Genomic DNA, 23,194 nt, shown 5'->3' with positions numbered 1-23,194 from the left:
CAAAAGGCGCAGGGGGTGCAGCATGACACCAAGAGAGCGCGCGGAAAAAAGTGCCGCGGCCCTGTGGGCTGGGGATCGCGCCTCGGCCTGGGTTGGCATGCAAATCACTGCGATTGACGAGGGCAGCGCCACGCTGGCGTTACGAATCCGCGAAGATCACTGCAACGGTCATGGCATTGGCCATGGGGGTGTCACCTTTTTGCTGGCAGACTCAGCCTTCGCGTTCGCGTGTAATTCTCGTAACCAGGCGACAGTCGCACAGCACAACAGCATCACCTATCTGGCTCCAGTGCGCTTGGGCGACACCTTAACCGCGACCGCACGCGAGGTCGCTCTGTCAGGGCGATCCGGCATCACGGACGTCACCATTACAAACCAAGACGGTAAAGTTATCGCTGAGTTTCGTGGTACGTCCCGTGCCATAGGCGGCAGCCTGTTTGAGGAATCCCCATGAAAGATCTGACGCCGCCCCGAGACAGCCTAGACCCGATGGAAATCGCCAGCCGGGACGAAATCGCCGCGACCCAGTTGGAGCGGATGAAATGGTCGCTGCACCATGCCTACGACAATGTTCCGTTTTATCGGCAAAGCTTTGACACGGCTGGGATCCATCCAGGTGATTTGGTGGATCTGGCGGATCTGGCGAAGTTTCCGTTCACCGTCAAATCTGATCTGCGCGACAATTACCCCTTTGGCCTATTTGCCGTGCCGCGGGATCAAATCGTGCGCCTCCATGCCTCCAGCGGGACAACTGGCAAACCGACCGTCGTGGGCTACACAGCAGGTGATATAGACATGTGGGCCGGCATGGTCGCCCGCTCGATGCGTGCGGCGGGCACCAGACCAGGCGACCTGGCGCATATCGCCTATGGCTATGGCCTGTTCACCGGTGGATTGGGCGCCCATTACGGCGCGGAGAAATTGGGATGCACCGTTGTGCCGGTTTCAGGTGGCATGACGGCCAGACAGGTCACACTGATCGAAGATTTCAAGCCAAGCACCATCATGGTCACACCATCCTATATGCTGAATATTTTAGAAGAATACCATCGTCAGGGCATCGATCCGCGCGCGAGTTCGTTGGAGGTGGGTATTTTCGGAGCTGAACCCTGGACCAACAAGATGCGTACCGAAGTCGAGGCTGCTTTCGACATGCATGCCGTCGATATCTATGGCCTCTCCGAGGTAATGGGCCCCGGCGTGGCAAGCGAATGCGTGGAAACGAAAGATGGTCTGCATATCTGGGAGGACCATTTCTACCCGGAAATCATCGATCCCGTGACGGGTGAGGTGTTGCCCGACGGTGAAATGGGAGAGCTTGTATTTACGACGCTCACCAAAGAAGGGTTGCCCATCATTCGATATCGCACCCGAGATCTCACGCGGCTGCTGCCTGGAACCGCCAGGTCACTGCGGCGCATGGAGAAGATAACCGGGCGCTCAGACGACATGATCATTCTGCGCGGCGTGAATGTGTTCCCCAGCCAGATCGAAGAGCAAGTGCTGACAGTCGATGGTCTCGCACCCTACTACCAGATCGAACTTTTGAAAGACGGCCGGATGGATGCGATGCGTGTGCATGTCGAAAGCCTGCCGGATCACGGCGACGGAGAGGCACAAGCGGTCCAGGCCGCGCAGCTGGGACACCGCATTAAAGAAGTGGTGGGGGTCTCTGCCGAAATCCTCGTCGCAGATCCCGGAAGCGTAGAGCGCAGCCAAGGCAAGGCGCGCCGCGTTGTCGACAATCGGAGCAAAACTTGATGTGTTACAAATTTTCTCACCTTTCCTGTATTCGTAACGTATTTGTAGATTTAGCCCACGCGATCTGATAGAAGTTCACAAACAGTCAGATTCACAGCCGATATGTCCCAATGGGATGGAATCGGCCCGAGATGGAACAAGTGCAATGTATGCTCAGATGGTGAAATCCGAAGCGACCCAGGATGATCCCGAGGCGCTGGCCGCGTTCCAGAAACGTATCGATGCTGGCGAGAAGATCGAGCCAAAAGATTGGATGCCCGCAGGTTATCGCAAAACGTTGATCCGCCAAATCGGCCAACACGCTCATTCCGAGATCGTCGGTCAACTGCCCGAAGGCAACTGGATCACCCGCGCCCCAAGCCTTGAGCGTAAGGCGATCCTGTTGGCGAAGGTACAAGACGAGGCGGGCCATGGGCTCTACCTCTATTGCGCGGCAGAGACTTTGGGCGTCAGTCGCGATGAATTGACGGAAATGCTGTTGGACGGACGGATGAAATACTCGTCCATCTTTAGCTATCCGACGCTGACCTGGGCCGATATGGGCGCAGTCGGTTGGCTGGTGGATGGCGCGGCAATCATGAACCAGGTGCCCCTGCAACGCACATCTTTCGGGCCGTATTCGCGGGCCATGATCCGGATCTGCAAAGAGGAAAGCTTTCACCAGCGTCAAGGCTTTGACATCATGATGAAGATGGCTGGAGGCACAGAGGCGCAGAAGCGTATGGCGCAAGATGCGCTCAATCGTTTTTGGTATCCGGCGCTGATGATGTTTGGCCCCTCAGACAAAGACAGTGTGCATTCCGCCCAATCGATGGCGTGGAAGATCAAGATGAACACCAATGACGAGCTGCGGCAGAAATTTGTCGATCAGACGGTGCCGCAAGCCGAATATCTGGGCTTGACCGTCCCAGACGAAACGCTCGCCTGGAACGAGGAAAAAGGCGGTTATGATTTTGCTGAACCCGATTGGACAGAATTCTATGAAGTGCTGAAGGGCAACGGGCCCTGCTCTGCCGACCGTATCGCGACCCGGCAAAAAGCTTGGGATGACGGCGCTTGGGTCCGCGATGGCTTGATGGCCCATGCCGCCAAGAAGCGCGCTTCGCAGATGGCCGCCGAATAGGAGGCTGAAATGACGGACCAAACCGAATGGCCCCTGTGGGAGATCTTCATCCGCGGCCAGCATGGCGCGTCGCACCGACATGTCGGCAGTTTGCACGCGCCTGACGCGGAAATGGCGATTAAGAATGCCCGCGACGTCTATACCCGCCGCAAGGAAGGCGTCAGCATCTGGGCCGTCCCGTCTGCGGCGATCGCGGCATCAAGCCCGTCGAAAAAAGGCCCAATGTATGACCCGGCGGAGGACAAAGCCTACCGGCATCCGACATTCTTCAACATCCCAGACGAAGTAGGCCCGATGTGATGGATCCACTGTTCGAGTTCCTTTGTCGGATGGGCGACAACACATTGGTGCTCGGCCATCGCCTATCTGAATGGTGTGGCAAGGCGCCGGTACTCGAAGAGGATATTGCGCTTGCCAACACCGCTTTGGATCTGATCGGCCAAACGCAGATGTGGCTGACCTATGCTGGTGAGGTCGAGGGCAAGGGCCGCGATGCAGATCGCTTGGCCTATTTCCGCGACCCTTACGATTTCCGCTGCTGCCTGTTGGTCCAACAGCCCAACGGCGATTTCGGTTACACGATGATGCGGCAATTCCTGTTCGACTGCTATCACCTCTGTCTGTTGGACATGTTGGCAACCGGAAAGGGCGCTGGCGCGCCGCATCGCGCAAACCCGTCTTCTGACCAGCGTATCGCCGAGATTGCCGCGAAGGCCGTGAAAGAGGTCACCTATCAGCAAGAACGGTCTGCTGATCTGGTGATCCGCCTGGGCGATGGGACTGAGGAAAGCCATATCCGCATGCAACGCGCGCTTGATGCGCTGTGGCCGCTGACACGCGATATGGCCGCCCTGGATCAAGTGGATCATGCGATGGCGGAGGCAGATGTGATCGCCGATCCCGGCGCGTTGGCGTCCCTGTGGGAGTATATGGCGCGCAATGTCTTAGCCGAGGCCACGTTGATCCCGCCCGATGTCAGCCACTTTCAGAAGGGCGGCAAAACCGGCCAGATGCATTCCGAACATCTCGGCCACTTGCTGGCGGTGATGCAGTCTTTGCCGCGCAGTCATCCGAATGCCTCATGGTAGCCACGTTGCGAGATACGTCCGCGATCTGGGCTTGGCTGGATGAGGTGCCCGACCCGGAGATACCGGTGATTTCCGTGGTAGATCTGGGCATCGTGCGCAAAGTGGCGTGGGCCGGGGACACGCTGGAGGTCACGTTGACCCCGACTTATTCAGGATGCCCCGCGACTTCGGTGATAGAAATCTCGGTGGAAACAGCGCTGCGGGCCCGCGGAATTGAGATGCTGACGCTCAAGCGCCAGATCGCGCCAGCTTGGACCACCGATTGGTTGACAGATAAGGGCCGCGCAAAACTGCGCGAATATGGCATCGCGCCACCCAATCCCGCCGGTGGCCCGGAGACCTGCCCCCATTGCGGCGACACAGCCGTCGAACGGATCAGCCAATTCGGGTCAACCCCGTGCAAAGCGCAATGGCGCTGTACCGAATGCCTCGAGCCCTTTGACTACTTCAAATGCATTTAGCCGGAGATCCCATGTCATCGCACACGCAAACGCCGCAAACCGTTGTTGAAGCCTATGTCGAAGGCACACGCGGCAGGGATATCGAGTTGCTTAAGCAAATCTTCCATGACAGCGCAATTATGACTGGGTGGCTTGGACCGGATTTCCTGAACGGCAGCCCGGAGCCATTCTACACCGCGCTAGAAACCAATGAGGTTGGTGCCGACTACACATCCAACATCGTCTCGGTCGAGATCAGCGACAAAATCGCCACCGCCGAATTGCACGAGACCAACCTGCTCGGCCTATCTTTCATAAATCATTTCCACCTGGCGCAACTGCATGACGGAACCTGGCGCATCACATCGAAACTTTTCCGGCATTTCTAAGCAATGGCGCGGTTTATCGACCTTGAAGTGACGGCCGTTAATCGGACCACGCCCGACGCAATTGCCGTTCGCCTCGCGCCGGTAGATGGATCGACCCTGCCGTTCAATCAAGGCCAATATCTGACGTTCCGGCGCGACATCGGCGGTGTCGAGTTGCGCCGGGCCTATTCGATCAGCGCAGGCATCAAAGATGGAACATTGGAGGTGGGAATTAAGAAGGTGCGTGGCGGAGCCTTTTCCACCTGGGCCAATGAACATCTGAAGATCGGCGATCGGATCGAGGCGCTCAGCCCGATGGGCACATTCCACACCGCGCTGTCACCCGATGCCCGCAAACACTACCTCGGCTTTGCAATCGGGTCAGGTATCACACCCGTCCTGTCGATCCTGCGCTCGGTTTTGGCCGTGGAGCCCAATAGCCGGTTTACCCTGATCTACGCAAATCGCTCTGTTGGGTCGGCCATGTTCCGCGAAGAACTGGAAGATCTCAAAAACGAGCATATGGGCCGTTTGAACATCGTCTATATCCTCAAAAACGACCCAACGGGCATCGATTTGTTCACCGGTCGGATCGACGCGGCCAAGCTGGATGCCATGTTCACCAACTGGGTGCCGATCGCTACAGCAGATACCGCCTTCATCTGCGGCCCCGAACCCGCGATGCACGTGATCGCCGACCGTCTCGCAGCCCATGGTATGCCGAAAGATGCGATCAAATATGAGCTGTTCGGCAGCAACCAGCAGGGTCAAGCACCGCAACGCGCGATACTGGACGACAGCGCCACGGGCGCCGTGGCCACCATCGTTTTAGACGGGACAAGCCAGCAGGTTTCTGTATCCGATGGGGAAACCATCCTAGAGGCCGCACTCCGCGCCGGGCTTGATGCACCATATGCCTGTCGCGCCGGGGTCTGTTCCACCTGCATGTGCCAGATCCGCGAAGGCCACGCAGATATGCTGACCAACCATGCACTTGAAGATTACGAGGTGGCGCGCGGAACGGTGTTGAGTTGTCAGGCCGTGCCAACGACCGACACGATCACCGTGGAGTTCCAGGACCATTAACGCTGAGTTTTGCGGTTTGACCTGCTGCTTGCGGCCCTGCTCGCGCGACGCGGATGGATTTTTGATCTGTTGAAATCCTGAGCAAGCCGCCCCGAATGCGAAAATTCATATTGAAATTGAGGATCTTGCACAAAGCCATGCAAGGTCGGGAATACAGGTGGTTGCGGCAAGCGTCGCAATCCTCCATCACTACCGCATGGTTCGCACGTGCCTGTTATTCTTTGCTGTCCTTTTCCTGTCGGCCCTTCTTTTTCAGACGCCATTTTCCGGAATGGCCCATGCCCAAGACGCCGAGGCTGAGACGTTAGAAATCACCGCATCGGGTGAGGCCTATCTGCGCGCGGTCCGCCGCGCGGGTGTTGAAACCGACGTCGTCTACTTTGATCCCGACCGGGAGGCCCCCGCCTTGGAAACCGACGCCGAGGTGCCCGAGGAACAAACCCAATCCAGCCGCGCAAATCCGGGGTCGACCTCCAATCAATTCTTGTTTTGGGTTATCGTCATTCTCCTTCTGGGGGGCATGGCTTATCTGCTGCACCGATTTGGAGGCGGGCTGACGCTGCGTGACGACTCCGAAAACGCGGAGATTGGACGCAGAAAGACGCTCGGTCCACAGATCTTGGACGGTGAGGTGGTGATCGGCATGGACGCGATCCTGGCACTATCTGACAAGCGCGAGGCCATCGTCGCTTTGGCCCGCCGCGCATTGGCGGATACCCTGGCATCCAACGATATCCTTCCGCAGAAAAGCTGGACCGCCCGCGAGGCCTTGCGCCGCGTGGCGCGGCTCGGCCGGGATGTCACGCCCCTCCGCGCTTTGGTCTTGACCAGTGAACGTGTGCAATACGGCAATCGCGATATCAGCGAGCAGGAATTCCAGACACATGTTGCCACCATCCGTCCCTTTCTAAGCGGACAGACCACATGAGCACGCTCACGCAAAGCTCGGGCGAAGGCCGACAGACAGAATTCATTGTGATCGGTCTGATCGTTGCGGTGGTGATTGGCGTCGGGGCCTATATCTATTCCCAAAGCCAGACGGAATTGCGCGCCTCGCCGATGGGGTTCGATGGGCTTGAGACGTGGCTGGATTCCCGTGATGTACCCGCGCAGAACTTCTTCGGGGGCTGGCAGATCGAGCGGAATCGGGTCGATCTGGCCATCGTGCCGCTCTTCGACACGGACCTCGCCGCCCAGCGCGCGCGCCCGTCGACGCAAGAAGAATTACTGCTTCAGCAAGACGAATTCGATCAATTCATGCATGAGCTGTTGGCCAAGACAGAAGCCGTGCCCACGCTGATTGTCTTGCCCAAATGGCGTACAGGTTTACGGCTGACCGGGATCGGGCATCCAATCCTTCTATCGGAACATGACCGGATCGAGCGGGCGTTTCAGTCTATCGTCGGGTTGCGCGGCGCGGAACTGACATATGCGCCGACCGCCTTCAGCAACTTCTCTTATATAGCGGAGAGTGGCGATCCGATGGAGGCGCAGATCTACGCCGCGCAAGTGATCTCAGGGGCCGATTGCCGCCCGATCATCGGCACACAAGAGGCAATGCTTTTGGGGGCCTGCGCCAGTTCCGATGGCAAGACCGAAGTACTGGTGCTTAGTGATCCGGATCTGTTGAACAACCATGGGCTGCGGTTGGGCGACAATGCCACAATTGCCGCCGATTTCCTCGGAACGCTTTACGATGGCGGCCTGATGTTGATCGATTACAGTACGCAATCGTGGTTTATCGAGGCCCGCGAAGCCGTCACACGAGAGCGAGATTGGGATGATCTGCTACGCTTCTTCGCGCCGCCATTCACGTTCCTATGGATGGGCGGGGCGGCCTGCATGGCCCTGGCCATCTGGCGCAGCGGCATTCGGAACGGCCCGCCACGGCGGTCGCAGCAAGATCTTGGTGCCAGCAAGACGCTGGCCATCCGCGCGCGTGCACGCCTGATGCGGCTCACCGACCAGGATGGCGCGATGCTGGGCGCCTATGCCTCGGCGCGCATCGCGGCCACCGCAACGGCCATTCTGGGGCCCGCCCACGGACCAAGCTACGGCACCGATGCGACCTTCCAGACCTATGTCCAGCGCCGCCACCCGGCCCATGCCGCCCGGTTGGCATCGGTATTGGACAACCTGCGCGGCGCCCCCAACCGGATCACCGCCAGCGAGGCGGCCAGTCACGTTCGAAACCTAGAAGAAGTCCTGGAGGACATCACCCATGACACTTGAAACGCTTGCCAGCCGCGCCGACGCCCTGCGGGCCGAACTGGCCAAAAGTGTGCTTGGACAGGAAGAGGCCATCGACCTGCTGCTGACAGCGTTGTTTTCCCGTGGCCATGTTCTGCTGGAAGGCCCCCCCGGCACGGCGAAGACCCTGCTGGCGCGCAGCTTTGCCGCCGCGTTGAACCTTGAGTTCGGACGCATCCAGTTCACGCCCGATCTGATGCCGGGCGATGTTTTGGGCACGTCAATCTTCAACTTCAAGACCAATGAATTCGTGTTGACCAAGGGCCCGGTCTTTTCACAGGTACTTTTGGCCGACGAAATCAACCGTGCACCCCCCAAGACGCAGGCTGCTCTGCTACAAGCGATGAACGAACAGGCCGTCACAATCGACGGCACCGACTATGACCTTGGCAAGGAATTCCTGGTCGTGGCGACCCAGAACCCGATTGAACAGCAGGGCACCTATCCCCTGCCCGAGGCGCAACTCGACCGGTTTCTCTTTAAGCTTAACATCGATTTCCCAGACGAAGCGGTGGAAATGTCGATCCTTCAAAAGCATGCTGCCGAGCCGCTGGATCGCGGGGTAGAGACAGCAGGCATCGACCAAGTACTTGGGCCAGAGGCGATGGCCGAAAGCCGGGCCTTGGTGGACTCAATCATCCTACAGGATGAGATCTTAGCCTATATTCTGCGCCTGGTGCGTGCGACGCGTCAAAGCGATGACATCGCCTATGGTGCCTCGACCCGCGCCGCCGATGCCATAGCCGGGGCCACGCGTGCTGCTGCCGCCCTGGCGGGCCGTGATTTTGCGATCCCCGACGATGTGAAGCGGATGATTGTCCCGGCGCTGCAACACCGGATCGTCCTAGGACCCGCCGCCGAGATCGAAGGGCGCGGGCCACGTGATGTTTTGGAGAACATCCTCAACCAGGTCGAGGCCCCCCGCTGATACGCCCATCGTTTAAATTTCTGCTGATCGGCCTGGCCGCGCTGTCCCTGACGGCGCTTGTGGCAGCGCTTGATGAGAGCTTGCGGCAAGCCATCCCGTTCCTATGGTTGGCACTGGGTGTTTTTGCGATCTGCGATCTGGTGGCCTCGCGCGCCCCGCGACAAAGTGTGGGCGTTGACGCGCCGACCGAAGTCTTCGTAGGCGAAAATCTGGTGTTCGAAATCAGCTTCGAGACGTCTCGGCCCGGCGTCACAGGCAGAATTGAATGGCCTGACGGAATAGAGGGACCGACGGAATTCACCTTCACCGATGGCAGCGCGACATTGGATTTGAAGGCCCTGCGCCGTGGTGTCTGGCAGGTTGATCGGCTGTGGCTATCTTGGGAATCGCGCTTTGGCTTGTTTGAATTTGTGCCGCGTTTGGCATTGGCACAATCCATCCGCGTCGTCCCCAATATCCGTCGTGTCCGGTCCGGTGAGATTTCGACCCGGGTGGAATCCACCCTATACGGCGTGAAAGAAAACTTCGCGATTGGCGAGGGCTCCGAATTCCATCAACTACGCGATTTCGTACCTGGAATGGACGTGAAAACCATCGACTGGAAACGCTCCGCCAGAACCAGATCACTGGTTGCACGCGAGCTGCGGGCCGAGCGCAACCACCATGTCATCATCGCTTTGGATAACGGGTACCTGATGGGCGAGGATGTGGCGGGTGTACCAAAGATCGACCACGCGGTGACCGCAGCACTCGCAACGGCATGGGCCGCTGCGGTGGGCGGTGATTTGGTGGGATACTTTTCCTACGATGTGCGCCCGCGCAGCTATTTCGCGCCGGAACCGGGCCGGATCGCCTTTGCGCGGATGCGCAGTTGGGCCGCGGAGCTCGATTATGTCCGGCGTGAGACCAACCACACCCTGGCCCTGACGGAGTTGGGCGCGCGCACGAAAAAGCGCAGCCTGATCATCATCTTCACCGATTTTGTCGATGTGACCTCAGCCGAGCTTTTGGTCGAAAACATTAGTCTATTGGCGAAACGCCATCTGGTTGTCTTCGTAGCCATTCGTGACACGTCGATCGAACGATATGTCGATGAGGCGCCGCAGGATTTGGACAGTGTCGCGATGCTTGTGGCCGCCAACCAATCCATCGCCGAGCGGCGTCTGGTGCTGGAACGCCTGAACCGCATTGGCGTCACCGTGATCGATGCAGACCCCAAATCCGTCACGCCAAAGCTGATCACAGCCTATCTAGAAATCAAAGCGCGGGAGTTGATTTGATGGAGACCGCACAGCTCATGCGCTCCGCCCGCTTCCGCGCGGAACGCGAAGACAGTTGGCGCAAGTTGGAGGCCTTGGTCGAAGAAGCCGAGCGCCGGGGATTGCACCGGATGGAATTCGATGCCGCCAAGGAATTGGCTGCTTTGTACCGACAAGTCACGACCTCTTTGGCCATCGCACGCGAAATCTCACTGGACCGTGCGTTGCTGGATTATCTGGAGGCGCTGACCGCCCGCGCCTATCTCAGCGTCTATGCACCGCAAGAGCGCTTGGGCGGAATTGTCGGTCGCTTTTTCACCCAAAGCGCGCCACAGGCGATGCGGCGCAATTGGGCTTATGTGGTCGCGGGCATTATGGCGATGTTTCTGGGCGCCGTGGTCGGCTATCTGCTGTATCTGGAAGATCCCAGTTGGTTTTATGTGTTCATTCCCGGCGAACTGGCCCAGGGCCGTGGCCCCGACGCATCGACAGCCTCGCTGCGCGCGGTGATTTATGATGAGCACAGCCGGGAAGGCGGGCTGGGCGCCTTTGCGACCTATCTGTTCTCGCACAATACGCGCATCGCAATCTTCGTATTCGGCTTGGGCGCTTTTGCCTGCGCGCCTGCTGCGATGCTGACCTTCTACAACGGGATTATCATCGGCGCGTTCATGGCCCTGCATGTGGAACGGGGGCTTGGCTATGATCTAGGTGGATGGCTGTCTGTACACGGAGTTACAGAATTGGCGGCCATCTGTATTGCCTGTGGCGGTGGCCTGAAGCTTGGCACTGCTGTGCTGTTTCCGGGTGATCTAACCCGGGCCGACGCGCTGCGCGAGGCTGGACGGGATGCCGTCAAGCTGGCGCTCGTGGCCGCTTTGATGCTGTTGGCGGCGGCGGCGTTGGAAGGTTTTGCCCGCCAATTGATCCAAGATCCGGTGATCCGCTATGTGGTCGGCTGGGGGATCGGCGCTTTGTGGCTGGCTTGGTTTGCGCTGACAGGACGGACGAAGACGTGATCAGGTGGCGCAAAAGGACCCGCACATCGCGGTCGGACCCAAGCCAATTGGTCCCTCCCGAAGGCGTGCCGGTTCATTTGAAAATTGCTGGTGTCGGCGTGCGCATGGCTGCGCAGATCACCGATATCCTGATCACCGGCTGTGCCGCCCTTGCTGTTGTGTTTCTGGCGGTGTTCTTGAACGCGGTGAGCATGATCGGGTTTTTGGCAATTGCCTCCTTCGCCTTCTTCCTGATCCGCATCCCCTACTACGTCTTGTTCGAACTGATGTGGAACGGCCAGACACTCGGCAAGCGCATCATGAAAATCAAAGTTGTCTCCCATGATGGCGGCACCCTGACGACCCATGCGATCGTGCTTCGAAATCTGATGAAAGAGGCAGAGATCTTTTTGCCGATCACGTTGCTCTTGTCGCTTGATGCCAGTTCGCCGATTGGGTCGCTGATCGGGACGATGTGGGTTTTGATGACCCTCGCCATTCCACTGGGCAACCGCTACCGGCGACGTCTGGGCGACTTCCTGGCGGGCACCCATGTCGTGCATTTGCCGCAGCCAATTTTGCTCAAAGACCTCGCCAGCGGGCGCGCACCTGCGGCTGTCGATGGGACCGAATTCAGTTTTTTGCCCTATCAGTTGGACCATTACGGCGCTTTCGAATTGCAGACCCTTGAACGTGTGCTGCGGGTGGAGGGGAATGTCGATCAAGTCCGCCACAACGAGACGTTGTCTGCCATTGTCGAAAAAATCCGGCAGAAAATCGGTTATGCTGACGCCGTTACACCTAACAATCGCACCGCGTTCCTGAAAGCGTTCTATGCCGCCCAACGCGCCCATCTGGAACAACGTCAGCTCTTTGGCGACAGGCGCGTCGACAAGCACCATGCCACGGCGGAAAAAGACCCATGACGTGGCCCCCGAAATCCATATTGGTTCCATGGATCGAATTCACGTAAACGTGAGTATATGTCTGGCCGGGTTTGATTTTTGAGTCACGTCCCCGGTGTTTGGAGTTTTTTTGAGATAAGGACGGCACATGACAGATGCGACAAATCCCACGGCCCCGCTTGGCGTCGGGGCCATTATCAGCGAGAGCTTTTCCATTCTTTCTAAGAATTTCGTGGCCGTCGTCATTCTGGCCGCGATTCCTACCTTTATCGGCCTGGCCGTCAGCGGCGTCTTGCTGGGCTGGAGCGTCGCGCTGGGTACCGCTGATCCAGAGCAAACCTTGGATGCGTTCGCTGGCCCCGGTATCGGGATCACATTTGGCCTATCAATGATCGTGCAGTTTGCAATTTACGGTTTGATCGTCGCGTTGCTCGTGCAGCTTGCCTACAACGCCAAACTCGGCCGTCCAATCAGCGTTGGGGAGTATTTCGGCCCGGCCCTAAGCTCCGCGCTGCCCATCGCAATTCTGTTCATCGCGATCAGTATTCTTGCCAGTATCGGTCTCGTCTTTTTGATCATTCCAGGTTTGTGGATCTACGCGGTGTTTTTTGTCACAGCGCCCGCTGTTGCAATTGAACGTGTCGGCTTTGGCGGGATGGGCCGGAGCGCCGAACTCACCAAGGGATATCGCTGGCCGATTGTCGGACTATTCCTGGTGATCGCTATCTTCTTCATCGTTCTGGGCTTCATCACCCAGTTCCTGGCTGCCGCCATTGGCGGCATCGTCGTGGCCCTGATCATCACCGTTTTCGTCAATTCGATCGCCTACGGTATTAGCGGGATCGCAACGGCACTGGCCTATGCCCGCCTGCGCGAGATTAAGGAAGGCGTCGGGGTCGACGATATCGTCAACGTCTTCGAGTAAAGAACTCTCACGCGACAGAGCAAGGCCGACGCTGTGCAAAGCGTCGGTCTCTTTCGTGCCCAAGGATCACGCTGCCTTTATTGAGCCACCTCGGAAAAAGACATCATACAAGACCGGCGCGGCCACCAATGTCAGGATAGAGGCGAAGGCGAGCCCCCCCATGATCGTCACGGCCATCGACACAAAAAAAGCATCGCCCAGCAAGGGGATCATACCCAAAATCGTCGTACTCGCCGCGAGTAGAACGGGCCGGAGGCGCGATGTGGAAGCCTCGACAATTGCATCTCGGATCGGCCCGCCATCTACCTTTACCAAATCGATTTCTTCGACCAAGACGATCCCATTTTTGATCAGCATGCCCGATAGACTTAGCAACCCCAGCAAGGCCGTGAAGGTGAAGGGCAGACCGGTGCCCAGCAACGCCAACACCACACCATTCACGGACATCGGGACCAGCAGCCAAATGATCAGTGGCTGGCGCACGGCGTTGAATAGCAGAACCGAGATCAAGACCATGATCAACGCGGTCACTGGCAATTGCGCGCCTAGGCTTTCATTGGCGTTGTTCGAATTCTCGAACTCACCCCCCCACTCCATCCGGTAGCCGACGGGCAAGCGGATCGCCTCAACCGCGGCGCGCACTTCGGCATGGACCTCGGCGGCGGTACGTTCCGGCGGGATCGAGGCACCAACGGTGATCGTCGGCAGACGGTCGCGCCGCATGATCAACGTATCTTGTGCCTCAAGGCTGAACCCATCGACCACCTGTTCCAGCGACAACAGCGTCTCACCGTCTTGAGAAATGGTGACATGATCGAGCAGAGCTATATTCGCATCCGGCGCCGCACGCAGGATGATCGGGATCGAGCGTTCATCCTCCCGATACGTGCCAGTGACCTCGCCCTCAGTGGCAAAACGCAGCATCTGCGCGACATCATCCCGGCTGACACCTGCGGCCTGGGCGCGGTCCGTGTTGTAGTTTGGGTTCAGCACGAATTCCTGTTCCCGCCAATCGATCCGCGGGTTCAGAATATCGGGTGACGCGTCGGACATTGCAGTCATTGCTTGATCCGCCAAGTTCCGCAAAACCTCGCGATCGCCCCCGGAAAACCGGACGGCAATCGGACTACCGCCGCCGGGTCCGAAAACCAAACGTTCAGTGCGAAACTCAGCTTCCGGAATCATCTCGGCAGCGAAGGCCTCAAGCGCGGTTTGCAACGGCGGGATCGCTTCAAGATTCGGGGTGCGGATGATCAGATGCCCGTAGCCAGGATCGGTCGGTTCGCTGCTATAGGTTAGCAAGAACCGCGTCGCGCCTTGGCCGGTGAAGCTGGAGACGGATACAACATCGTCGCGCTCGGCCAAAAATGCTTCAAGCAACGCCATCCGCTCCGCGGTCTCGGCAATCGGGGTACCCTGCCGCATGGTCAGGTGGGTCAAGAAGATCGGCGTGTTCGAATTGGGAAAGAATTGCTGCCGGACCTGTCCAAACCCGACAAAGCACAACACCGTTACGACGACGAGGAGCGTCAGCACCGCCCAACGGAACCGCAATGCGGCGCGCAGCGTCGCGCCATAGATCCGGAAGACCATGCCGCCATATGCATCCCCGGACGCATCTGTGCCGCGTTTGAACACGTAGTGGCCAAGCAAAGGCGTGGCAGTGATCGCCAAGACCCAAGACAGCAGCAGCGAAATGCCGATCACCGCGAAAAGAGAGAAAAGGAACTCTCCGGTCGAGTCCGGCGACAGACCAATCCCAGCAAAGGCCATGATCCCGATCACAGTGGCGCCCAGCAGCGGGATCTGTGTCTTACCCGCGGCCTCCTCCGCCGCATCGCGAGAGCTTTTGCCCCGCAACATCGAGATTTGCATCCCTTCGGCCACGACAATGGCGTTGTCGACCAACATCCCCATCGCGATGATTAACGCGCCCAGCGAAATCCGCTCCATCTCGATGGCGAAAATTGACATGAACAGCAGCGTACCGACGACCGTCAGCAAAAGCGTCGTGCCCACCACGATCGCCGCGCGGGGGCCCATGAACAGCCCCAACACCAGTACCACGATACCGACCGACATCGCCAAGTTGATCAAGAAACCATTTGACGATTCATCCACCACGACATGCTGCTGGTAGATCGGGTGAAGCTCTACGCCATACGGAATTTCGGGCGATAATTCCGCCAAACGTGCATCGACGCGAGCGCCAATTTCCACGATGTTCTCATCGCTTTGTCCAGCAATGCCCAGAGTAAAGGCCTCTTCCCCATTGAAGCGGATGATCTGATCTGGATTGTCCTGCCGCCCTCGGCTGACATCGGCCACATCGATCAGGTTGATCGTATCCCCACCTACACCGATCGTCAGCGATGCAATTTCCACCACTGTGTCAGATCCTTCGGGCGCCTGAATGCGCACCCGTGCGCCGTCATCCAGATCCACCGCGCCGGCCGCGGCAACGCTGTCGGCATTGGCGATGGCTTGCGAGATAGTTTGGGGGTTGATGCCCAGATTTGCGGCAACCACCTGGTTCGGCTCGACAAAAATCGCCTCTTCGGGGAGCCCGGCCACCTCAACATCGGCAACACCATCTATGGCCAGCACCTCACGCCTGAGAAAGGTTGCCAAATCGTGTCGTTCGGCATCGGTCATGCCGGGGGCGGTGATTGCAAAAAAGATGCCGTATACATCACCGAAGCCATCATCGACAAACGGTGTACCGGCGCCTTCGGGCAGATCGCCGCTGATATTGGTGATCCGCTCGCGCAATTCTGTCCAAATGCGCGGCAATTCCTCACCGGAAAAGGTATCCTGAACCTCAACATCCAATCGGGATACGCCGGGCATGTTGCGTGAGGTAACGCGGTTAACCTCCGCCATCCGCTGGATCGCCGCCTCTAACGGTTCAGAGACTTCGATCATCACCTGCTCGGCCGAGGCGCCCGGATATTGCGTGATCACGATAGCTTGCTTGATCGTAAAGGCCGGATCTTCCAGCCGACCAAGCGACATGAACCCCCAGATCCCACCGAAGAGGCAGATCAACATCACAAGCCAGGTCAGGATCGGTTTCTCGATGGAGCCACGCGCGATGGACAATGACCCGACGCTCAATTTGAGAAGCCTTCAAAGCGGCGCACAGTTTGACCATCGTCAATGGCATGCGCCCCGGTGCGCACGATCTCATCGCCAGGCCTTAGGCCTTCGGTCACCTCGATCCTACCGTCACGAGTGGGCGAGACGCTGACCGGCACCTCTTCCACGGTGCCGGTGTTGTCGGTCCCCGGTACAAAGCGCAGCACAGAGGCAGCCCCATCATTCGCGATCCGCAGCGCCGTGGCAGGGATCAGCATCGGCGCGTCGCCTTCGAACAGGGTCGCAAAGACGATCACTGAGCTGCCCGGCAATGCCGCGACGCCGTTGTCGGAGGGAAGGGCAAGGGTCAATCGAAAGCTCTGCCCGACCGACGATGCCTCGGCATTGAATTCGCGTGTTTCCAGCGGATATGTCTGATCGCTGGTGGGAAAGCGCGCCTCCAGGCGGATATCGGCATCCTCGCCTGCCCGCTGAAACAGCACCTCAGGCACGTCGATTTCGATCCGCAGCTCCGACATGTCATGGAGCCGCACCACGGGTGTGCCTTGATTGACGGTTGAAAAATTTGCGACGTTCCGGCTGGCCACCAAAGCGTCGAACGGCGCCATCAGCGTAGCGTTGTCCAAGGCGACCTCGGCATTGCGTAGGGCCACGCTGGCCAACGCAACATCGGTCTCTGCGTCTTGCAATTGCACTTCGGTGACCGAAACCGTCAATTGCTGCAAGCGGGTCAGTGCCCGTTCGGCCTGCTCCAATTGCAATTGCGCCTGCTGCACCTGTAACTCGAACGGTTCCAGATCCAAGCGCGCCACCAGGTCGCCGGCCGGAATAACCTCCCCCTCGGGCGCTGGGAATTCAACGATTTGACCGCCCACTTGAAATGCCAGATCGACGGTCTGCCGTGCGACGACATGGCCAAAAAACTGGCGTGTCACGCCGACCTCGTCGGAAGAAACATCCATCAAAATGGCTGGCCGCGGCGGCGCTTCCTGAGCGGCTACTGGGATCGAAGCCCCGATGCCCAACACCAAAACCAGAACCGCGCGCCCGAATGAAACCATGATCAGTCCCCTTTTCAGGGGAGCAAACATAGCCCCTATGCAATTGCAAGATTCGTTATCGCTTCATCCGCAACGATTGGCCCAGCGCCGAGACGATGGCGTCAGACAGTCTCTAGCGCCACGGCGATCCCCTGCCCGACGCCGATACACATTGTGGCCAGGGCACGCTTGCCGCCATTTAGCTTTAATTCCAACGCCGCACTGCCTGTGATCCGGGCGCCCGACATCCCCAAAGGATGCCCAAGTGCGATGGCACCGCCATTAGGGTTTACACGGGGATCGTCATCGGCAACATCCAGCCCACGCAGCACAGCGAGACCTTGGGCGGCGAACGCCTCGTTCAATTCGATCACATCAAAATCCGCAATCCCAAGGCCGAGCCGCGCCATCAGCTTTTGCGAAGCGGGCAGCGGTCCGATACCCATAATCCGGGGCGCGACCCCGGCAGTAGCGCCGCCCATAATCCGTGCAATCGGGGTCAATCCATGGCGTATCGCGGCGGCCTCGGATGCGATGATCAGCGCTGCCGCGCCGTCATTGACCCCCGATGCGTTGCCAGCCGTCACGCTGCCACCGGATCGGAACGGCGCCCTCAACTTTGCCAACGCCTCCAACGTCGTCTGCGGTCGCGGATGTTCGTCTGCCGTGACCTCAATCGTCTCCCCTTTTCGCTGAGGGATTGAAACCGGCGTAATCTCTCGCGCCAAACGCCCCGTATCCATCGCAGCGCCGGCCTTCTGCTGAGAACGCACCGCAAATGCGTCTTGGTCAGCGCGGCTGATGTCGTAGTCCTCCGCCACATTTTCGGCAGTTTCCGGCATGGAATCGATGCCATATTGCGACTGCATTGTCGGGTTCACGAACCGCCAACCGATCGTCGTGTCAAAGATCTCGGCCTGGCGGGAAAACGCGGCATCGGCCTTGGGCATCACAAACGGCGCGCGCGACATGCTTTCGACACCGCCAGCGATCATAAGATCGGCCTCTCCGGCTTTTATCGCGCGCGCAGCCGCCAGAATGGCATCCATACCCGATCCGCAGAGCCGGTTGATCGTACTGCCCGGAACGGCCTCGGGCAGGCCCGCCAACAGCGCGGACATCCGTGCGACGTTGCGATTGTCTTCGCCCGCTTGGTTGGCGCAGCCATAGAACATGTCATCGACCGCCGCCCAATCGACCTTTGGGTTGCGCGTCATCAATGACCGCAGGGGCACCGCGCCCAGATCATCTGCCCGCACCGGCGCAAGCGCGCCCCCGAACCGCCCGATTGGAGTGCGGATATAGTCGCATATAAAGGCCTCGGTCATTGTGATCCTCCCGTCATTTGGAGGAGCCTAGCAGGCGCGTTTGCCGCTGGGAATGCGTTACAGATCATCTTTTTCGGCCCGATGGACGTAACGTGACAGTCACGCGCTTTGACACCCCGTGCGCCCTGGCCTACCGATTGTGCCATGACATCCCTGGACCCCGACAGGCTGTTGCCGACCGATCCGCGCAGTCGCGCGATTGCACGTGCGCTGTTTGAAACCGTCGAGACACTGCCGATCATCAGTCCGCATGGCCATTGCGACCCGAACTGGTTCGCTGACGATATGCGGTTCCCTGATCCCGCCAGCTTGTTCGTCGTGCCGGATCACTACGTGTTTCGGATGCTGGTCAGCCAAGGCATTCCCCATGCCGATCTGGGCGTTGCCCGCAGGGACGGCGGTCGCGTGGAAACGGATCCTCGGATGATCTGGCGGCGTTTTGCGACACATTTTCATCTGTTTCGTGGAACGCCCTCATCGATGTGGCTGACCCACGCCTTTGAGCACGTCTTTGGGGTGGAGGAGGTTCTGTCCGAGCAAACGGCCGACGCCATCTACGATCACATCGAAACGCGCCTGGCCGATCCCGCATACCGCCCCCGCGCCCTCTTTGATCAATTTCAGATCGCGTGTCTGGCCACCACCGATGGCGCGCTGGATGATCTAAGTGCCCATGGCCGGATCCGGGAAAGCGCATGGTCGGGTCGCATCATCCCAACCTACCGTCCCGATACGATCATCGACCCTGAGACGCCCGATTTCGTGGCCAACCTGCAGACTTTGGCAGAAATAACGGACGAAGACACGACCACATGGGATGGCTACCTCGCCGCCCACCGCAAGCGACGGGCCTATTTCAAGTCAATGGGCGCGACGGCCAGTGACCATGGGCATCCCAAAGCGACCACTGCAAACTTTCCAATAGCTGAGACGAAGGCGCTGTTTGCGAAAGCCTTGCTGGGCGAGTGCAATGCGGTTGAAGCCGATCTGTTCCGTGGGCAGATGCTAACCGAAATGGCACGGATGTCGTTGGATGATGGGCTGGTGCTACAACTCCATGCAGGATCACACCGCAACCATTCCGCGCCCGTTCTCGCCATGCATGGGCGCGACGCCGGGTTCGATATCCCAACCCGCACCGATTATGTCCTGTCGCTGCAACCGATGCTGGACGCTGTCGGGATGGAACCGAACCTGACTATCATTCTCTTCACGCTGGACGAGACCGCCTATTCGCGGGAACTTGCCCCGCTTGCCGGTGCCTATCCGGCCCTGAAACTTGGGCCGCCCTGGTGGTTCCACGACAGCTATGAAGGCATTCAGCGTTTCCGCCGCGCCACGACGGAGACCTGCGGCTTCTACAATACGGTCGGTTTCAACGATGATACCCGCGCCTTTTGTTCGATCCCCGCCCGCCATGACGTATCGCGGCGGGTCGATTGCGCCTATCTGGCCGACTTGGTGGCAACAGGCCGTTTGGCGGAAAACGACGCGTTTGAATTGGCGCACGATCTGACCCTAACCCTGCCGCAACAGGCCTATAATCTATGAGCTACCCGAGGCTGATGCGCACCGCGCCCGCCCCGCGGCCAGGCATTGTCCATCTGGGCCCGGGTGCGTTTTTCCGCGCTTTCAATGCCCCCTTCACACAAGATGCAATGGACGCATCGGGCGGCGATTGGGGGATCATCGCCGTGGCTCTGCGCAGCGGAACGGCACGGAATCAACTAAAACCGCAAGGCTGCGCATATACCGCCATCGCGCTAACAGCAGAGGGCCTCGAACATCGGGTCATCAACGCAATTTCCGACATCCTGGTTGCGTCCGAGGATCCGGAGGCGATTCTACAGCAGATGGCCGATCCGCACATTCGCATCGTGTCGCTGACCATCACGGAGAAGGGCTACCCAGCGAATGCACAGGGCGAGCTCGCACTGGAGGATCCTGAGATTGCCCGTGATCTGGCGCGATCAGAAGCGCCGCGATCAGCTATCGGATATATCGTAGCCGCTTTGGATCGCCGCCGCCGAGCTGGTCTGCGTCCCTTTACCATCCTGCCTTGCGATAACTTGCCCGATAACGGGGCGTTGATACGCCGTTTGGTCCTAGATTTCGCCGCCGAACAGGACCCCGACCTGGCCAATTGGATCGCTCGCGAAGCACGGTTTCCAGCCACCATGGTCGACCGCATTGCGCCCGCCACAACCCCGGCAGATATCGCCGCATTGGCTGATGCAACCGGCATGCAAGATGCGGCCTGCGTGGTGCATGAACCGTTCCGCCAATGGGTCATCGAAGACAATTTCGTGGATGGTGCACGCCCGGATTGGGCGGCAGCGGGTGCCGAGATGGCGGGCTCGGTCCATCTGCATGAGGCAATGAAGCTGCGCTGCCTGAACGGCAGCCATTCCGCGCTGGCCTATCTGGGGTATCTCGCCGGGCATGAGACAGTCTTTGATGCCGTCTCCGATCCGGCCTTGGCCGAGTTTTGCAAACGCCTTTGGCAAGTTGAGATCGTGCCAACGCTCGCTGCGCCCGAGGGGACCGACCTGATGGCCTATTGCGTCGATCTGATGACGCGCTTTCGCAACCCGAGCATTCAGCACCGCACCTGGCAGATCGCTATGGACGGTTCCAAGAAATTGCCGCAGCGCCTATTGGGGACCGCCGCAGACAACCTGGGCGCAGGACGGGATATCGATTGCGTTGCAACAGCGGTTGCAGCTTGGATGATCTATGTAGGGGGAGCAGATTTGAGCGGTCAGCTGATCGATGTGCGCGACCCACAAGCCACCGCTTTGCGCCAGGCCCATGACGGGCCAGATCCTGTCGAAGCTATCTTGGCTTTTGACAACATTTTTGCGTCTGACCTTGCCGCGTCCGATATGTTCCACAGCAAAGTCGCGCACGCCTATCAGACGATCCGCGAGCATGGCGTCCACGCAGCTCTTTAGCCCGCCGTGACCGCATCCCCGACCTGAAAATGATCGAGCAAATCGCCATCCCCTGCGACCAATAGCTTACCCCGGCGCAAGGTTGGCGCGTAGTCCCCGTGACCCACAACGCGCACGCTCGCACCGGCCTCTTGCGCCACCAAAGCGCCCGCCGCGTGGTCCCAAGGAAACAGGTTCTCGCCGCCGGCGACCACAAAATCGGCGCGCCCCAAGGCAAGGGTGCGGTATTCATGACACGAGCAGCGGATCACGCGAACATGGCCAAACGCATCGTAGCGCGCGATCTCTGACTTTCGGTCCTCTTTGTCCCAAAACCCGACGGCGGCAAAACCCTCAGCTTGGGCGGGATCGGCAACCTTGCGCACATGCAAGGGACGCGGCGCCATGCCTGGCCGCTGATACCAGGCGCCCTGACCCTTCACCGCAGCCACCCAATCGTCCAAGACCGGATCATACAACAATCCAGCATGCGTTACGCCGTCCCGGACCAGTGCAATAATGACCCCGAAGGTCGCGATGCCCGAAGCAAAATTCACCGTGCCATCGACCGGATCGATAATGACGCAGCGCGATGCATCCCCGAGCCGATCCAATAGCGACGGATTATCCGACACAGCCTCTTCGCCGATCACTTGCGTCTCGGGCCACCGATGGGTGACGGCGGCGGTCAGATCGGCTTCCGCCTCTTGATCTGCGACGGTGACCAGATCTTGATCGTCAGCCTTTGTCAGAACCTCAGCCGCAGAAAGGTTGCGGAACCGGGGCAGGATCTGTTGCGCTGCAACATGGCGGGTAATGGCGATCAGCGCGTCCAGATCGGCGGCATCTTGGCTGCTCATGGGCGCGTCAACAGAGCGCGCGGCTCAAAATGATGCATATCCTCGAAGTCGCAGAATTCCATCGGCCCGATCCCAATATCGCTAGTCGCCATCTCGGCTACGAATTGGCCGTAGCAATCTGCAGCGTGGGCTTCAACCGCAGCCGCCTCCTCCGCCGTCAGCCAACGCAGCAAATAGGCCAGCGTGATATGCTGGCGATAGCTGTCGAAATTTCGCCCGTTGAGCCGTGTCGCCGAACGCACGGCCACACGTGTGTCGGCGATCGCGACGGTTTCAGCGGCATCCGCACCGGTGACCACCAGGCTATGTCCGGCAAACAAAGTGACGGGACTGATACGGAACGACTGACGCCAGGATTGGTTCGACAACCGGCCCAATAGGATCTCGCTGACCTTATCGCGCGGCGTGTCTTTCGAAATATCTGCGGGCCAATCGGGCGGGCTATCGCTGGGCCCCGATATTCCATCGAACACCGTCATGTGCAGGCTGGCTTGGGGAAGAAAGGTAAATGCCTCGGCCAAGGGCCCCTGCTTTAAGCGATCCTGCAGCCGAACAAGCGCATCAAAGGCGCCGGAATCTTGGTTGATATGGCACAGGACCGTGTTGCCCGGATAAGGCAACGGTACGCCGGTGGGTTGGAATTTGCCGCCCAATCCAGGCTCGGTCACCGCAGGAGGGCGCGGCACATCTGTATGAGCCCCGGTCAAATAGGTCACCGGATCGAGGTTTTGGGAAGCAATCATCGCAATTTCCTTCTTCGCGCCTCGACTAAAGGGCAAATGTGATGGGTCGATGACACGTCG

At 59.1% G+C, this 23,194-nt stretch carries 22 protein-coding genes; 17 read left to right on the top strand and 5 right to left on the bottom strand.

Annotated features, from left to right (window positions below):
• Window positions 1-22: 22 nt before the first annotated feature.
• The 15 genes from paaI to V8J82_RS09870 all read left to right on the top strand — a co-directional run bounded on the left by paaI (window position 23) and on the right by V8J82_RS09870 (window position 13,131).
• Window positions 23-454, top strand: a complete 432-nt coding sequence (gene paaI, locus V8J82_RS09940; RefSeq protein WP_339974807.1) for a hydroxyphenylacetyl-CoA thioesterase PaaI — start codon at window positions 23-25, stop codon at window positions 452-454.
• The gene (paaK, locus tag V8J82_RS09935; protein WP_339974805.1) at window positions 451-1,761 is read left to right on the top strand and encodes a phenylacetate--CoA ligase PaaK; all 1,311 of its coding nucleotides are present in this window, start codon (window positions 451-453) and stop codon (window positions 1,759-1,761) included. Before paaI ends, paaK begins: the two co-directional genes overlap by 4 nt.
• A 145-nt stretch (window positions 1,762-1,906) precedes the next feature.
• A complete protein-coding gene (gene paaA / locus V8J82_RS09930; protein ID WP_339974803.1) occupies window positions 1,907-2,884 on the top strand; it encodes a 1,2-phenylacetyl-CoA epoxidase subunit PaaA in 978 nt (325 codons plus the stop codon).
• 9 nt (window positions 2,885-2,893) lie between these two features.
• Window positions 2,894-3,184: a 1,2-phenylacetyl-CoA epoxidase subunit PaaB gene (paaB, locus tag V8J82_RS09925; protein ID WP_339974801.1), complete on the top strand. Its 291-nt coding sequence runs from the start codon at window positions 2,894-2,896 to the stop codon at window positions 3,182-3,184.
• Window positions 3,184-3,972 (top strand): 1,2-phenylacetyl-CoA epoxidase subunit PaaC, encoded by a 789-nt coding sequence (paaC, locus tag V8J82_RS09920; RefSeq protein WP_339974799.1) that lies wholly within the window; start codon window positions 3,184-3,186, stop codon window positions 3,970-3,972. The genes paaB and paaC overlap by 1 nt, the downstream gene beginning before the upstream one ends.
• Complete coding sequence (gene paaD / locus V8J82_RS09915) at window positions 3,966-4,433, top strand: 1,2-phenylacetyl-CoA epoxidase subunit PaaD (RefSeq protein WP_339974797.1); 468 nt, start codon at window positions 3,966-3,968, stop codon at window positions 4,431-4,433. The genes paaC and paaD overlap by 7 nt, the downstream gene beginning before the upstream one ends.
• 11 nt (window positions 4,434-4,444) lie before the next feature.
• A complete protein-coding gene (locus V8J82_RS09910) occupies window positions 4,445-4,801 on the top strand; it encodes a nuclear transport factor 2 family protein (protein WP_339974795.1) in 357 nt (118 codons plus the stop codon).
• 3 nt (window positions 4,802-4,804) lie between these two features.
• Window positions 4,805-5,866, top strand: a complete 1,062-nt coding sequence (locus tag V8J82_RS09905) for a 2Fe-2S iron-sulfur cluster-binding protein (protein ID WP_339974793.1) — start codon at window positions 4,805-4,807, stop codon at window positions 5,864-5,866.
• 271 nt (window positions 5,867-6,137) lie between these two features.
• Window positions 6,138-6,794: a DUF4129 domain-containing protein gene (locus V8J82_RS09900; protein ID WP_339974791.1), complete on the top strand. Its 657-nt coding sequence runs from the start codon at window positions 6,138-6,140 to the stop codon at window positions 6,792-6,794.
• On the top strand, window positions 6,791-8,098 hold the full coding sequence (locus V8J82_RS09895; protein WP_339974789.1) for a hypothetical protein: 1,308 nt from the start codon (window positions 6,791-6,793) through the stop codon (window positions 8,096-8,098). Before V8J82_RS09900 ends, V8J82_RS09895 begins: the two co-directional genes overlap by 4 nt.
• Window positions 8,088-9,044, top strand: a complete 957-nt coding sequence (locus V8J82_RS09890; RefSeq protein WP_339974787.1) for an AAA family ATPase — start codon at window positions 8,088-8,090, stop codon at window positions 9,042-9,044. Before V8J82_RS09895 ends, V8J82_RS09890 begins: the two co-directional genes overlap by 11 nt.
• Before the next feature lie 59 nt (window positions 9,045-9,103).
• The gene (locus tag V8J82_RS09885; protein WP_339974785.1) at window positions 9,104-10,324 is read left to right on the top strand and encodes a DUF58 domain-containing protein; all 1,221 of its coding nucleotides are present in this window, start codon (window positions 9,104-9,106) and stop codon (window positions 10,322-10,324) included.
• Window positions 10,324-11,322 (top strand): stage II sporulation protein M, encoded by a 999-nt coding sequence (locus V8J82_RS09880; RefSeq protein ID WP_339974782.1) that lies wholly within the window; start codon window positions 10,324-10,326, stop codon window positions 11,320-11,322. The genes V8J82_RS09885 and V8J82_RS09880 overlap by 1 nt, the downstream gene beginning before the upstream one ends.
• On the top strand, window positions 11,280-12,227 hold the full coding sequence (locus tag V8J82_RS09875; RefSeq protein ID WP_339974780.1) for an RDD family protein: 948 nt from the start codon (window positions 11,280-11,282) through the stop codon (window positions 12,225-12,227). Before V8J82_RS09880 ends, V8J82_RS09875 begins: the two co-directional genes overlap by 43 nt.
• 127 nt (window positions 12,228-12,354) lie before the next feature.
• Window positions 12,355-13,131, top strand: coding sequence for a hypothetical protein (locus V8J82_RS09870; protein WP_339974778.1), 777 nt, complete (start codon window positions 12,355-12,357; stop codon window positions 13,129-13,131).
• Between the two features lie 66 nt (window positions 13,132-13,197).
• Here V8J82_RS09870 and V8J82_RS09865 read toward each other — a convergent pair whose 3' ends face one another.
• From V8J82_RS09865 to pcaF, 3 genes are all read right to left on the bottom strand, one after another.
• Window positions 13,198-16,233 carry an efflux RND transporter permease subunit gene (locus V8J82_RS09865; RefSeq protein WP_339976020.1) on the bottom strand — a complete coding sequence of 1,012 codons (3,036 nt, stop codon included), beginning with the start codon at window positions 16,231-16,233 and terminating at the stop codon, window positions 13,198-13,200.
• Window positions 16,234-16,244: 11 nt separating this feature from the next.
• Complete coding sequence (locus V8J82_RS09860; protein ID WP_339974776.1) at window positions 16,245-17,291, bottom strand: efflux RND transporter periplasmic adaptor subunit; 1,047 nt, start codon at window positions 17,289-17,291, stop codon at window positions 16,245-16,247.
• 101 nt (window positions 17,292-17,392) lie between these two features.
• Complete coding sequence (pcaF, locus tag V8J82_RS09855; RefSeq protein ID WP_339974773.1) at window positions 17,393-18,598, bottom strand: 3-oxoadipyl-CoA thiolase; 1,206 nt, start codon at window positions 18,596-18,598, stop codon at window positions 17,393-17,395.
• 144 nt (window positions 18,599-18,742) lie between these two features.
• Here pcaF and uxaC point away from each other — a divergent pair, with 144 nt between their 5' ends.
• Both uxaC and V8J82_RS09845 read left to right on the top strand, forming a co-directional pair.
• Window positions 18,743-20,149: a glucuronate isomerase gene (gene uxaC / locus V8J82_RS09850; protein WP_339974771.1), complete on the top strand. Its 1,407-nt coding sequence runs from the start codon at window positions 18,743-18,745 to the stop codon at window positions 20,147-20,149.
• Window positions 20,146-21,552 (top strand): mannitol dehydrogenase family protein, encoded by a 1,407-nt coding sequence (locus V8J82_RS09845; protein ID WP_339974769.1) that lies wholly within the window; start codon window positions 20,146-20,148, stop codon window positions 21,550-21,552. Before uxaC ends, V8J82_RS09845 begins: the two co-directional genes overlap by 4 nt.
• On the opposite strand, the gene V8J82_RS09840 is transcribed toward V8J82_RS09845, so the two are convergent.
• Together V8J82_RS09840 and V8J82_RS09835 are read right to left on the bottom strand one after the other, a co-directional pair.
• On the bottom strand, window positions 21,549-22,391 hold the full coding sequence (locus V8J82_RS09840) for an inositol monophosphatase family protein (protein WP_339974767.1): 843 nt from the start codon (window positions 22,389-22,391) through the stop codon (window positions 21,549-21,551). The two genes, V8J82_RS09845 and V8J82_RS09840, sit on opposite strands and share 4 nt — an antisense overlap.
• Window positions 22,388-23,134, bottom strand: a complete 747-nt coding sequence (locus V8J82_RS09835; RefSeq protein WP_339974765.1) for a DUF1868 domain-containing protein — start codon at window positions 23,132-23,134, stop codon at window positions 22,388-22,390. Before V8J82_RS09835 ends, V8J82_RS09840 begins: the two co-directional genes overlap by 4 nt.
• Window positions 23,135-23,194: the final 60 nt, after the last annotated feature.

Source organism: Gymnodinialimonas mytili, assembly GCF_037544085.1.
GTDB lineage: Bacteria > Pseudomonadota > Alphaproteobacteria > Rhodobacterales > Rhodobacteraceae > Gymnodinialimonas > Gymnodinialimonas mytili.
Note: the sequence above shows the minus strand (reverse complement) of the source record. Positions and strands in the feature narration are given on the sequence as shown.

Excerpts from the sequence above, each read along its gene's own strand:
- paaI (WP_339974807.1), top strand. The coding sequence starts at position 23 with ATGACACCAAGAGAGCGCGCGGAAAAAAGTGCCGCGGCCCTGTGGGCT.
- paaK (WP_339974805.1), top strand. The coding sequence starts at position 451 with ATGAAAGATCTGACGCCGCCCCGAGACAGCCTAGACCCGATGGAAATC.
- paaA (WP_339974803.1), top strand. The coding sequence starts at position 1,907 with ATGTATGCTCAGATGGTGAAATCCGAAGCGACCCAGGATGATCCCGAG.
- paaB (WP_339974801.1), top strand. The coding sequence starts at position 2,894 with ATGACGGACCAAACCGAATGGCCCCTGTGGGAGATCTTCATCCGCGGC.
- paaC (WP_339974799.1), top strand. The coding sequence starts at position 3,184 with ATGGATCCACTGTTCGAGTTCCTTTGTCGGATGGGCGACAACACATTG.
- paaD (WP_339974797.1), top strand. The coding sequence starts at position 3,966 with ATGGTAGCCACGTTGCGAGATACGTCCGCGATCTGGGCTTGGCTGGAT.
- V8J82_RS09910 (WP_339974795.1), top strand. The coding sequence starts at position 4,445 with ATGTCATCGCACACGCAAACGCCGCAAACCGTTGTTGAAGCCTATGTC.
- V8J82_RS09905 (WP_339974793.1), top strand. The coding sequence starts at position 4,805 with ATGGCGCGGTTTATCGACCTTGAAGTGACGGCCGTTAATCGGACCACG.
- V8J82_RS09900 (WP_339974791.1), top strand. The coding sequence starts at position 6,138 with ATGGCCCATGCCCAAGACGCCGAGGCTGAGACGTTAGAAATCACCGCA.
- V8J82_RS09895 (WP_339974789.1), top strand. The coding sequence starts at position 6,791 with ATGAGCACGCTCACGCAAAGCTCGGGCGAAGGCCGACAGACAGAATTC.
- V8J82_RS09890 (WP_339974787.1), top strand. The coding sequence starts at position 8,088 with ATGACACTTGAAACGCTTGCCAGCCGCGCCGACGCCCTGCGGGCCGAA.
- V8J82_RS09880 (WP_339974782.1), top strand. The coding sequence starts at position 10,324 with ATGGAGACCGCACAGCTCATGCGCTCCGCCCGCTTCCGCGCGGAACGC.
- V8J82_RS09870 (WP_339974778.1), top strand. The coding sequence starts at position 12,355 with ATGACAGATGCGACAAATCCCACGGCCCCGCTTGGCGTCGGGGCCATT.
- V8J82_RS09860 (WP_339974776.1), bottom strand. The coding sequence starts at position 17,291 with ATGGTTTCATTCGGGCGCGCGGTTCTGGTTTTGGTGTTGGGCATCGGG.
- pcaF (WP_339974773.1), bottom strand. The coding sequence starts at position 18,598 with ATGACCGAGGCCTTTATATGCGACTATATCCGCACTCCAATCGGGCGG.
- uxaC (WP_339974771.1), top strand. The coding sequence starts at position 18,743 with ATGACATCCCTGGACCCCGACAGGCTGTTGCCGACCGATCCGCGCAGT.
- V8J82_RS09845 (WP_339974769.1), top strand. The coding sequence starts at position 20,146 with ATGAGCTACCCGAGGCTGATGCGCACCGCGCCCGCCCCGCGGCCAGGC.
- V8J82_RS09840 (WP_339974767.1), bottom strand. The coding sequence starts at position 22,391 with ATGAGCAGCCAAGATGCCGCCGATCTGGACGCGCTGATCGCCATTACC.
- V8J82_RS09835 (WP_339974765.1), bottom strand. The coding sequence starts at position 23,134 with ATGATTGCTTCCCAAAACCTCGATCCGGTGACCTATTTGACCGGGGCT.